This is a genomic window from Paraburkholderia phosphatilytica (assembly GCF_003443895.1).
Classification (GTDB): Bacteria; Pseudomonadota; Gammaproteobacteria; order Burkholderiales; family Burkholderiaceae; genus Paraburkholderia; species Paraburkholderia phosphatilytica.
This window is the reverse complement of the sequence record NZ_QQOA01000004.1, coordinates 37,316-49,182: the sequence shown is the minus strand read 5'-3', so window position 1 is coordinate 49,182 and position 11,867 is coordinate 37,316. Positions and strand designations below refer to the sequence as shown.

Below are 11,867 nucleotides of genomic sequence, written 5' to 3'. Positions count from 1 at the left end.
GGCGCGATCGACCCGCCGCTGCATCCCGTTTCCGCGACCGGAAAGACTGCTGCGTTACCATGCGACTTTTCCGATATTACGTTTTGTAAGGACGCTGCGCATGCACCATGGAATCGGCTTCATTCAGGATCTGGCCGTCGTGATGGCGCTGGCGGGTGTCGTGACGGTGCTGTTCCACCGGCTCAGGCAGCCGGTCGTGCTCGGCTATATCGTCGCGGGCGTGATCATCGGGCCGTATACGCCGCCGTTCCAGCTGATCCACGATGAACAGACGATCTCGACGCTCGGCGAACTGGGCGTCGTGTTCCTGATGTTTTCGCTCGGCCTCGAGTTCAGCCTGCGCAAGTTGCTGCGCGTCGGCACGACGGCGGTGGTCGCCGCGCTGTCCGAGATCGTGCTGATGCTGTGGCTCGGCTACGAGATCGGCAGCGCGTTCGGCTGGAGTCCGATGGATTCGCTGTTCCTCGGCGCAATCCTCGCGATCTCGTCGACGACGATCATCGTCAAGGCGCTGTCCGAGCTGAACCTGAAGCGCGAAAGCTTCGCGCAGCTGGTGTTCGGCATCCTGATCGTCGAGGATATCCTCGCGATCGCGATGCTCGTGCTGCTGTCGGGCATCGCGCAGACGGGCGAGCTGAGCGCGGGCGTCGCGCTCGGCACGCTCGGCAAGCTGCTGCTGTTCATGACGGTATCGCTCGTGGTCGGCATCCTCGTGGTGCCGCGCGCGCTCAACTACGTCGCGCGGGCAGGGCGCGACGAGATGCTGCTGGTCGCGGTGCTCGGCTTCTGCTTCGGCTTCTGTCTGATCGTCGTGAAGCTCGGCTACAGCATCGCGCTCGGCGCGTTTCTGATCGGCGCGATCATCGCCGAGTCGCGGCACCTGCATCGCATCGAGCATCTGATCGCGCCGCTGCGCGACGCGTTTTCCGCGATCTTCTTCGTGACGATCGGGCTGATGCTCGACCCGCGCGTGCTCGTCGACTACGCGTGGCCGATCGTGGCGATCACGCTTGCGGTGATCGTGGGCAAGATCGTGTCGTGCGGCCTCGGCACCTTCCTCGCTGGCAGCGACGGGCGCACGGCGATGCGGGTTGGCATGACGGTGTCGCAGATCGGCGAGTTCTCGTTCATCATCGCGTCGCTCGGGCTCACGCTGAACGTGACGAGCGCATTTCTCTACCCGGTCGCGGTGACGGTGTCCGCGCTCACCACGCTGTGCACGCCGTACCTGATCCGCGCCGCGGATCCGTTGTCGCAACGGCTCGCGCGGGTCGTGCCGCGGCCAGTCGCGAACGTGTTCGGGCTGTACTCGCAGTGGCTCGGCAGTCTGCGGCCGGCGCGCGGCGAGCCGGGGCTCTTCACGCTGACGCGCCGCATCGTGCTGCAGATCGCGGTGAATCTGGCGCTCGTCGCGGCGATTTTTCTTGCCGCGTCGTACGGCGCGCGCTATGGCGAAGCGTGGGTTGCACGCTGGATTCCGGCGGAGTCGATCCAGCGTGCGCTGTGGTGGAGCGCGGCGCTCGTGGTGGCGATGCCGTTTCTCGTTGCCGTGTACCGGAAAACCAGGTCACTCGCGTTACTGCTCGCGGAAGTGAGCGTGCAGCCGTCGAAGGCCGGGCGCTTCACGCATACGATCCGCTCGGCGATCGCGGATCTCGTGCCGATCGTCTCGATGATCGGCGTGTTCCTGCTGGTGGCGGCGCTGTCGAGCGGCATCCTGCCGCCGGCGGGCCTGCTCATCGCGGTGCTGGTGTGCGCGGCGCTGCTGCTCGCGATCGTCTGGCGCTGGTGCGTGCGGATTCACGCGGCGCTGCAGATTGCGCTGCGCGAGACCTTCGACGAACAGCCGGATCCTTGACGGCGCAAGGGGTTACGGCTCATCGCAGAAAAATGTGACGAAATCTGGACCATGTGAACAATTGTGTACCGGTTTGCTGGGGCCTGGTCGTAAGCGGATAATTGAGATATGTTCATTCCATCGCGTGCAAAGGCGCAAAGCCAACCCAGTCATGAGCGATAAGAACGATAGTCCATCCGATTCGTCCGGCTCAGCCGGCAGCCCATCTTCCATCCCACGTTCGCCCGGCGCCGACGCCGTCGGCGCCCCGTCCGGAACGCCGCGAAGTTCGCCCGGCGAAGCGGAGGCAGCGGCCCGATCGTCCACCGACGAACCTGCCAGCGCGTCCAGCGTGACCCCCGACACTTCCGACACCTCAGCCCGGGCGGCGCAAGCCAGCCAGCAGGACGCAGCTGTTGCGCGCACCGCCGCCGCGAAGGCGACGGCCGCGCAGGAGCTGGAGGTTCGCGCCGAATCCGGTGCTTCACCGGCTCCGGCTGCCGCCGCCGCGCCACCGACGGCATCCACGGCAGCGAACCGGTCCGCTGCGGACGTGGCCGCTACCGAGGCGGCCGCGAGCGGCGCGGCAACCGGTGCCGCGGAGCGCGCGCCGTCCACCGCTGCAGCGGGCGCAGGCGCGACACCGCCGACCGGCGTGCCGGGCGCGCAAGCGCAAGCGGGTGTATCCAGTACAGCTGGCGCGCAAGCGGGCGCGGGTACGCAGCCGGGCGGTGCGCAGCAGTCGCGTCCCGGCGCCGCGCCGCCAGGATTCGGCGTGGCGCCCGACTTCGAGGCCGTCAATCCACCGCCGCCGGGATCGATGCCGCCCGCGCCGCCGCGCTACCTGAAGCAGAGCGACTCGGCGTGGTCGGTGTTCGGCCGTATCATCGCGGCGCGCGCGCGCCAGCTGTTCGACCGCGCGGGACAGCGGATCACGCAGCGGACCTTGCGCATCGGCGTATCGGCGCGGATCTTTCACCCGGAACCGGGTGCGAAAGGGCTGCGCGGCAAGACGCTGCAGTATCTCGAGGAGTCGATCGCGCACTGGGTCATGTCGCGCGACGTGATCGTGTTCATGATCCCGACCGTCGGCCATCAGGGCATGCTGCACCCGAGCAACATCCGCTTGCGCGACTACGCGAAGCATCTGGATGGTCTGTTGCTGCAGGGCGGCGCCGACGTGTCGCCGCAGTCGTACGCGGAAGCGACCGCGCGCCCCGAGTGGCCGGGCGATCGCGTACGCGACATGTACGAGCTCGAACTGCTGCATGAATTCATCGAGTCGGGCAAGCCGGTGCTCGGCGTGTGCCGCGGTTGCCAACTGATCAACGTCGCGTTCGGGGGCACGCTCTATCAGGACATCGCGACCGACGTGCCGACGGCCGGCGTGCACGTCAACGAGCACTACGACCAGCACCGCCACTCGGTGCATTTCCCCGAAGGATCGACGCTCGCCAGCATGTTCCCGGGGCGGCGCGAAGCGATCGTCAACTCGATTCACCACCAGGCGGTGAAGACGATCGGCCGCGATCTGAACATCGAGGCGGTGTCGGCGTCGGACGGCATCATCGAAGCGGTCCGTTACCGGCGCGCGCCGTTCGTCGTCGGCGTGCAGTGGCACCCGGAGTTTCATCGCGCGGGCGGTCCAGAGATGCTCGATTGCACGCCGCTGCTCGACACGTTCCTGCGTGTCGCACGGGAGACACGCTTCTGAAGTTTCTGAGTTGAGCGTGTGCCGTGCTACCCGCAGTTGGGTGCATGTGATATCGATCGAAGCGGTCCGGATGTCGAAATCCGGGCCGCTTTTTCATTTTGGTAACCAATCTGCTCGATTGTTTTGCGCGTTGCGTGCGCATCGTTTTCCGCTTTCTGTCACACCGTACTTGTCTCAATATAAAGGACTCTTTTGAAAATGCGGTGGGTAATGCGGCTCACCAGGCATGCGGGTTGAATGCTAAGAAATCGAGCTTGCCCGCGATAAGGAACAGCACGGTTCGCATGGTTTTGAAGCTGGCGTATCCGCGCGCCTTGCGTTTGGCCGCCTGAAACAGGCCGTTGATCGCTCAATAAAGCTGTTGGTCTGGCGCGTCTGGGTCCAGGCGACAATGCCGTCGAGGTGTCGACGGATCAATCGCGCGACGTCCTTCATTGGTTCAACCCTGGAACACACGACGCCAGTGCACCACCGGCGCAACATCCTGGAGAGCACGTGGTCGCCTAAGTTGACGGTGCCCTCGCGATGCATGGGCTTCCTTCTGCCGGCTTCCGGATCCGCTCAAGTACCGAGCTCCGAAAAGACGCACCTTTCAGCGCGTGGCTTGCTGCGGTGGTTGAGCAACCACCGCAGCCCTGGCATCACGGAGCCTCGTTCATTCATGGCCGATCTTTCCAGTACCCGCCTGGCAACGGTCGACGGCCGGAGGTACATTTCGACAGCCTGGATGATCAACATGGCCCCATGTCTGGCGTCATTGGACCGCCCGCGACCTTGTTGCGGACGAGGGGCCAGCATTGGGCTGGACTCCTTCAATCCGGTGCTGCTCAGGTCACAATATTGCACAAGCAATGCTTGCCGCATACGGCCGATCGGCCTCGAATCATTGGTTGTTATCGCATCCAAATCGTCAACTATCGTTAAGTCAGACAATTCCATAGACAAATAGAAAGACTTATGCGAGAGTGCTGGCGAGCACAATGCTTACCAAATCTTTCACACGCCGTAACCGGAATGACGAGGTAATGGCCGGGACAAGGATTTCAGAACTTGCGCTCAATACGTTGCCGAATCGTTACAGGGCTGGATTCCGTTTATCGATATCGAATCGAGGTGGCGGATCCGGGCGGGAATCGTGCAGCTCCGAGGGCATGGTCATCATGAGAATTCTGGGTCGCGGGGGCCGGGACATTAGCCTGCAAAGGTGCAATGAAGGTCATCTGGCGTGCGCACGCGCGTTTCCTCCAGCTACGACACGACGCGAGCCGCTTTCGTAGGCTCTGATATGCGTGCGTCGTAGGCCTGTTGACTAGCTGGCATATCTCCCGATTCTGCATTTGATTTTCCGCACATTACGCGGAGGGACTGGCTTTGTCTTTTTAACGTCCTGTCTGTCGCAGATTTACTGGAAATATTGAAGTCTTTCTATTTCCAATTACTGCACTTTCGGAATTGAAATTTGCGACTGCCCGACCGGAAGGTTTTCGAGCAAACGATAAGTACAACTTATGTATTCGATTCGATATTAACGAGGGTTCTAACGGGAAAGGCGATGAACAAGGTATATCGGACGGTCTGGAGTGAAGGTTTGGGGGCATGGGTTGCGGCATCGGAGAACGACAGGTCCCGCAGCAAGGGGCGATCGGCGGGCAGCGCGGTGTGCGACGGCCGGCCAGGCATGGGCTCGGGCGGGGGCTTCCAGGCCACGCGCAGCGTCATCGCCCTGCTCGTGCCCGTGTCGCTTGGCCTGCTCGGTGCGAACGCGTATGGCCAGTCCGTTCAGGAGGGTTCGGGTTCGACGGCGGTAACCAACAGTACCGCGGTCGGGATCAATTCCACCGCGTCGGGCGGCGGCTCGGTGGCGCTGGGTCTTGGCAACACCGCCTCGGGGGCCTTCGCTGCGGCGATCGGCAATTCGGCCGTTGCGAGCCAAAACGGCTCGCTGGCGGTGGGAAGCGGCGCGCAGTCGACCGCGATTTCGGCGACGGCACTGGGGAACAACGCGAGCGCATCGGGGACGGGTTCCTCAGCGCTGGGGTTGGGCGCCAGCGCTTCGTCCCAGTACGCAACCGCGCTCGGTACCCAGTCGACCGCTGCCGGAACGAGTTCCGTTGCGATAGGGCCTTCCTCGACCGCGTCGCTCCTTTACGGTATTGCGCTTGGCAATCTGGCAAAGTCAACCGGCGCCGGCGCGATCGCGCTGGCCGCGGGTGCCAACGCGTCGGGCAACCAGTCGGTGGCGCTCGGCTTCAATGCGATATCGAGCGGCGATCACTCGGTGGCGCTCGGGCAGGAGGCGACCGCGAGCAACACGTTCGCTGCCGCGCTCGGGCAGGGTGCGATTGCGTCGGGAGATCATTCGACCGCGCTGACCAACACCTCGACCGCCGCAGGCGATTATTCGGTCGCGATGGGCTTCGAGGCCATCACGACCACCACGGCCGCCGCGGGCCTCGCGCTGGGTTCTGGCGCTTCATCGAGCGGTGCATCGGCGGTCGCGATCGGCGTCAACAGCGGAGCCTCCGGCACGGCGGCGGTCGCAATCGGTGTGGGCGGTACCTCCGGCGTGCCCGGATCGGGCACGCAGGCGACCGGTGCGTCGTCGACCTCGATCGGTAACGGCACGCTCGCGAGCGGCACCAGCGCGCAGGCATTCGGCACCGGCGCGGTCGCGAGCGGCAACGATTCGATCGCGATGGGCGCGAGCGCGACTGCGTCCATCGTGAACGGCGTGGCGCTCGGCAACGCGGCCACCGCAGCCGGCACTTCCGCCGTGGCGCTGGGCGCCGGTGCGCACGCGACGGTGGACAATACCGCGGCGCTCGGCCTGAACGCCAGCGCGACCGGCACATCGTCGACCGCGCTCGGCGCCGGTTCGCAGGCGAGCGCACTGAACGCGACGGCCCTCGGCGTCAACGCCAGCGCAAGCGGCACGCAAAGTACCGCGCTTGGCAGAACGTCCACGGCGAGCAGCACGAATGCCACCGCGGTGGGAAGTGCGAACGTCGCATCGGCCGCGGGCGCGACGGCGCTTGGCAACGCGTCGCAGGCGCTCGCCGCTTCCACGGTCGTGCTGGGCGACAGCAACACCGTCGCCGCGGCCGCGGGCACCGGCTCTTTCGCTGGCGGTCACAATTCGCAGGTGACGAGTGGCACCGGCGCGATCGCATTGGGTGAAGGCCAGACCGCGAGCGGCAATGGCGCGGTGGCTATCGGGGATCCGAACACTGCTACAGGCAATGGCGCGGTGGCTATGGGCGCGGACAACACCGCCAGCGGCGATGGCGCGGTCGCGCTCGGCAATATCAATGTGGCAAGCGGAACAGGCGCCGTCGCGCTGGGCAATGCGTCGCAGGCGAACACCGCGGGCGCCGTCGCGATCGGCAACGGTGCGGTCGTGCAGAGCACCGCGACGAACGGAGCCGCGCTGGGCTCCGGGGCGACGGCAAGCGTATCGAACTCGGTCGCGCTCGGCGCGGGTTCGGCCACCACCGCGGCGACGCCGACCCCGGGCGCCACCATCGGCGGTACCGCATACAGCTTCGCGGGCGCGACCCCGGCGGGTGTGGTCAGCGTCGGTTCGGTCGGCGCCGAACGGCAGATCCAGAACGTCGCCGCCGGGCAACTGAGCGCGTCGAGCACGGACGCGGTCAACGGCTCGCAGCTGTATCAGACGAACCAGGCGGTGGATGCCAATGCGACGGCGATCTCGAACATCCAGAGCGGCGCCGGCATCAAGTACTTCCACGCGAATTCGACGCTCGCCGACTCGAGCGCGACCGGCACCGACGCGGTTGCGATCGGCGGCAACGCGAGCGCCACGACCGCCGATTCGGTAGCGCTGGGTTCGAATTCGACGACGACCGCGGCAACGCCGGTTGCGGGCGCGACGATCGGCGGCGCGAACTACGCGTTCGCCGGCACCGCGCCCGTCGGCGTGGTCAGCGTCGGTTCGGTCGGCGCCGAGCGGCAGATCCAGAACGTCGCCGCCGGGCAACTGAGCGCGTCGAGCACGGATGCGGTCAACGGCTCACAGCTGTATCAGACGAACCAGGCGGTGGATGTGCTCGCAACCGACGTGACGAACAACACGACTGCCATCACGAACCTGCAGAACGGCGGCGGCATCAAGTATTTCCACGCGGACTCGACGGCGGCCGACAGCCAGGCGACCGGCACCGACAGCGTCGCGATCGGGCCGCTCGCGGTGGCAAGCGGCGCGTCGAGCCTCGCGGCCGGCAATGGCGCGCAGGCGACGGCGGGGAATGCGCTCGCGCTCGGCCCGCAGTCGACGGTGTCCGTCGCGGACGGCGTCGCGATTGGCTCGGGCTCGGTGTCGGATCGCGTGGTGGCGCCCGGCACCGGCTCGATCGCGGCGGGCAGTCAGTCGATCCCGTTCAACACCGCGACTGGCACGCTGCTCGGCGCGGTGTCGTTCGGCAGCTCGGCGGGTAGCGGCACGTATCGACAGCTGACCAACGTGGCCGATGGCACGGGGCAGCACGACGCGGTGACGATCGAGCAGCTCGCCGGCGCGCTGCAGTCGTTCTCGGTCACGCCGACGCTCTACTTCCACGCCAATTCGACCGCGGCGGACTCGCTGGCGGTCGGTTCGCAGTCGGTTGCCGTCGGACCCACGACGGTCGTGAACGGCGACAACGGCGTGGGCATCGGCAATGGCGCGATCGTCAGCCAGACTGCGCCAGGGGGTGTCGCGCTCGGCGAAGCCGCCACCAGCGGCCAGGCTGATGCAATTGCGCTGGGTAGCGGCGCGGCAGCGAACGGTGCGCAGTCGATCGCGCAGGGCGCGAATGCGAGTGCGGGGGCCGCCGGCGGTGTGGCAATCGGGTCGGGCGCGGGCAGCACGGCCGTCGATGCGCTCGCGCTGGGCGCGGGTGCAAGCGCGACGCTTGCCAACAGCGTCGCGCTCGGTGCCGGTTCGCTGACGACGGTTGGTGCGCTGAGCAACTACATCGCGTACGGGTTGAGCAGTCCGCAATCGTCGGCGGGCGAGGTCAACGTCGGCAACCGCCAGATCACGGGGCTGGCGCCTGGACGCCTCGGCACCGATGCGGTCAACGTGTCCCAGCTCGACGCCGTGACCACGCAGCTGACGACGCTCATCAACCAGCGCACCAGCAACACCGGCGGCAGCTATACGACCACGCCCGCGGGCGGCAGCACGTTGCCGCCCGCGTCCACCGGCTCGAACTCGTCCGCGGGTGGGTCCGGCTCGGTCGCATCGGGATCGAACAGCACGGCGGTCGGCAACGGTTCGCAGGCGAGCGGTAACGGCTCGACGGTGGTCGGCACCGGCGCTACGGCGTCGGGAACGAACTCCGCGGCGATCGGTTCAGGCAGTAGCGACGGCGGCCGGTCGAACGTCGTTTCGGTCGGTTCGGCGAGTTCGACGCGGCAGGTCGTCAACGTGGCGGCAGGCACCGCGGCCACCGATGCCGTCAACGTGGAGCAGCTCAACACGAGCGTGGCCAGCACGCTGTCGCAGGCGAACAGCTACACGGACAGTCAGGTGGCCAGCCTGCGCAACGATCTCGAGTCGTACCGGCGCGACGCGGACGGCGGCACCGCGACGGCGATGGCGGTGGCGGGGCTGCCACAACCCTCGGGGCCTGGGCGCAGCATGGTGGCCGTCGCCGGCAGCGTGTATCGCGGGCAGTCCGGCCAGGCGCTCGGCGTCTCGACGATCTCCGAGAATGACCACTGGATCTACAAGGCTGCCGTGTCCACCAACACGCGCGGTACGTATGGCGCGGTCGTCGGCGCCGGTTACCAGTGGTGATCGCGGGAACCTCGCACGCAAACTCAACTGCACCGGAAACCATCATGAAGACCAAGACCGGACCTATTGCCGCGATCTCGATCGCACTGTGCGCGCTGCTCGCGGTCGCCGCCTGTTCGGCGCCGACCGCGGACGTGCCGTTTCCCGACCCGACCACAGCGACGTGGAAGGACGGATCGTTTCCGAACCGGAACAACCTTGCCCAGGTCCAGCCCGGCGTGAGCAAACACCAGATGTACGAACTGCTCGGCCCGCCCGATTTTCACGAAGGTGTCTTTCACGTTCGCGTGTGGGATTACCTCCTCAGGTTCCGCAAGGCGGACGGTGTGGTGGCCTGTCAGTATCAGGTACAGTTCGACGACGACAACCGGGTGATCAGGACGCGCTGGAAAGACCCTGAGTGCGAACAGCTCTCCGCCGCAAACCGTAACGCAATCCAATGATCGATTCAGACGCGAAGCTGGCCAGAGTCCGGCAGCACTGCGAGGCGGGCGAACTCATCGAAGCATCGGAGTTCGTCGACGAATGGTTGATGCTCGCGCCCGCCGACGCGAACGCCGCCGTCGCGCGGGCGCAGGTGCTGCGGCTGTGCGGACGTTTGCAGGAAGCGCGGGCGTGGCTCGACCGTGCGCTGTCGGCGCCGACAGGGGCGGCGTACGTCGAAGCGGCGCGGCTCGCGATTCAGTCCGGCGAGCCGGCCCGCGCGCTCGACCACTTCGAATCCGCCCATCGCGCGATGCCGGACGCGACGGACTGGCTTGGGGAGTGGATGGCCGTCGCTCACCAGTGCGGCCGCGCGGACATCGGCATCGAGGCGGCGAAGCGGTGGAGTGAGCTGGCGTCCGGGTCCGTGGACGCCTGGTTTTCGCTGGGGCTCATCCAGCAGCATTCGGGCGCTTATGATGCGTCGCTTCGCGCGTACGAGCGCGCGATGACGCTCGACCCGCAACATCCGATGCTTCGCAACAATCTCGCCGCGCTTCACTACACCCGCGGCGAGTACGAGCTGGCGTTGAGCATCGGCGAGGAGGCGGTTCGCGCGGAGCCGGTCAATCATCTGGCCTGGACGAACGTGGCCAACGCGTGGCTTCAGATGCGCGAGCCCGCGAAGGCATTGGTTGCCGCGCGGCGCGCTGCAACGCTCGCGCCGAAGGACCGATTGGCGTTGCTCGCGCTGAGCAACGCGGCACGCGAGGTCCAGCAGTGGGACGAGGCTTTCGACGCGATTGTGCGTGCTGCACACGTGTCCGGGGGCGATCCGTTGATCCAGTTCTCGGTCGCCATGCTGCAGCTGATGCAGGGTGACTTCCGCAACGGCTGGATCAACTTCGAGGCGCGCTGGCGGGGGTCGCCCGAACTGCGCGCGTCGCGCGGCTTCTGTCCGGAGCGACGCTGGCACGGCGAAACGCTGGCCGGGAAGACGTTGCTCATCTGGGGGGAGCAGGGGCACGGCGACGCGATCCAGTTCGTCCGCTTCGTGCCGTTGATCGCCCGTCTTGCGCGCGATGCGGGCGGTTCGGTGATCTGCTGCTGCTTTCCGCCCCTGCTTGAACTCTTCAGGCGCAGCCTGGACGGACATGGTGTCCTCTGGCTGCGTAGCGACGTCCAGCAGTTGCCGGCGTTCGACTATCAGGTCCCACTCGCGAGCCTGCCGCTCGAACTCGGCATCACGATCGAGTCGCTACCGGCGCCCGTTTCGTATCTGTCGGCCGATGAAACCAAGGTGATTCGCACGCGCGACCGCATGCCGGCAGGCGGCGCGTTGAAGGTGGGACTGGCCTGGACTGGAAGCCGGACGCACCAGCGCAACCCGCTTCGCGCGGTGGCGCCCGAACTGTTTGCCCAGGCGTTCTCCGGATACGCCGGTGCGGAATTCTATAGTCTGCAGAAGGACGCGTCCGATGACGTGGCACGGATGAAAGCCGCTGGATTGCACATGATCGACCGTACGGGCGAGCTTGAAAGCTTCGACGACACGGCCTCGCTCGTCGCCAGCCTCGATCTTGTCGTCACGGTCTGTACGTCGGTTGCGCATCTTGCTGCTGCGCTCGGACGGCCCACCTGGCTGCTGGTCGACGGCAATCCGCATTGGGTGTGGATGACGGGACGTCGGGACAGCGTCTGGTATCCGACCGTGAGAGTGTATCGTCAACGCGCGTATCGGGACTGGTGTGCGCCGCTGCAGGAACTGGCTGCCGACCTCAGGCAGATGGCCGGAGCCGGGGCGCGGCCCGGGGAGGGCGAGACTGTCAGGCTATAAACCTGCGTTGCGTCCGGCGTCGTGCGCGGATAGGGCAACGAGGGAGCGGACGACCGCTCAGAGGACGGTCAGCTTCGTCTGGTTTCGGCCGCCACGCTTGGCTTGGTAAAGTGTCCGATCGGCCTCGAGATAGAGTCTGTCCGGTGTCAGCTGGGCTGCATGTCGTGCGTCGTACCAGACGGCGCCTGCATTAATCGTCAGGAATCCTCTGCGTCCTGTTGCGGTGGCGAATAGTGGCCGGCGTGCGAGTCCTTGA

5 protein-coding genes and 1 pseudogene are annotated in these 11,867 nt (G+C 66.3%); 5 read left to right on the top strand and 1 reads right to left on the bottom strand.

The genetic code is table 11. The features are described 5' to 3' along the window. Positions 1-100 precede the first annotated feature (100 nt). Both DVS29_RS05460 and DVS29_RS05455 read left to right on the top strand, forming a co-directional pair. Complete coding sequence (locus DVS29_RS05460) at positions 101-1,858, top strand: cation:proton antiporter (protein WP_118179419.1); 1,758 nt, start codon at positions 101-103, stop codon at positions 1,856-1,858. 151 nt (positions 1,859-2,009) lie between these two features. Next, on the top strand, positions 2,010-3,551 hold the full coding sequence (locus DVS29_RS05455) for a gamma-glutamyl-gamma-aminobutyrate hydrolase family protein (protein WP_118179418.1): 1,542 nt from the start codon (positions 2,010-2,012) through the stop codon (positions 3,549-3,551). Positions 3,552-3,768: 217 nt separating this feature from the next. Here DVS29_RS05455 and DVS29_RS05450 read toward each other — a convergent pair. Beyond that, positions 3,769-4,049: pseudogene (locus DVS29_RS05450) on the bottom strand (transposase); the annotation flags it as partial. A 1,054-nt stretch (positions 4,050-5,103) separates the two neighbouring features. Here DVS29_RS05450 and DVS29_RS05445 point away from each other — a divergent pair. Genes DVS29_RS05445 through DVS29_RS05435 form a run of 3 tightly spaced genes read left to right on the top strand, consistent with a single transcriptional unit; the run spans position 5,104 to position 11,611 of the window. Beyond that, positions 5,104-9,351: a YadA-like family protein gene (locus tag DVS29_RS05445; protein ID WP_118179417.1), complete on the top strand. Its 4,248-nt coding sequence runs from the start codon at positions 5,104-5,106 to the stop codon at positions 9,349-9,351. 44 nt (positions 9,352-9,395) lie between these two features. Beyond that, positions 9,396-9,794, top strand: coding sequence for an outer membrane protein assembly factor BamE (locus tag DVS29_RS05440; RefSeq protein ID WP_118179416.1), 399 nt, complete (start codon positions 9,396-9,398; stop codon positions 9,792-9,794). Next, positions 9,791-11,611 carry a tetratricopeptide repeat protein gene (locus tag DVS29_RS05435; protein ID WP_118179415.1) on the top strand — a complete coding sequence of 607 codons (1,821 nt, stop codon included), beginning with the start codon at positions 9,791-9,793 and terminating at the stop codon, positions 11,609-11,611. Before DVS29_RS05440 ends, DVS29_RS05435 begins: the two co-directional genes overlap by 4 nt. Positions 11,612-11,867: the final 256 nt, after the last annotated feature.

Coding starts and splice junctions, on each gene's coding strand:
- DVS29_RS05460 (WP_118179419.1), top strand. CDS start 101: ATGCACCATGGAATCGGCTTCATTCAGGATCTGGCCGTCGTGATGGCG.
- DVS29_RS05445 (WP_118179417.1), top strand. CDS start 5,104: ATGAACAAGGTATATCGGACGGTCTGGAGTGAAGGTTTGGGGGCATGG.
- DVS29_RS05440 (WP_118179416.1), top strand. CDS start 9,396: ATGAAGACCAAGACCGGACCTATTGCCGCGATCTCGATCGCACTGTGC.
- DVS29_RS05435 (WP_118179415.1), top strand. CDS start 9,791: ATGATCGATTCAGACGCGAAGCTGGCCAGAGTCCGGCAGCACTGCGAG.
- DVS29_RS05455 (WP_118179418.1), top strand. CDS start 2,010: ATGAGCGATAAGAACGATAGTCCATCCGATTCGTCCGGCTCAGCCGGC.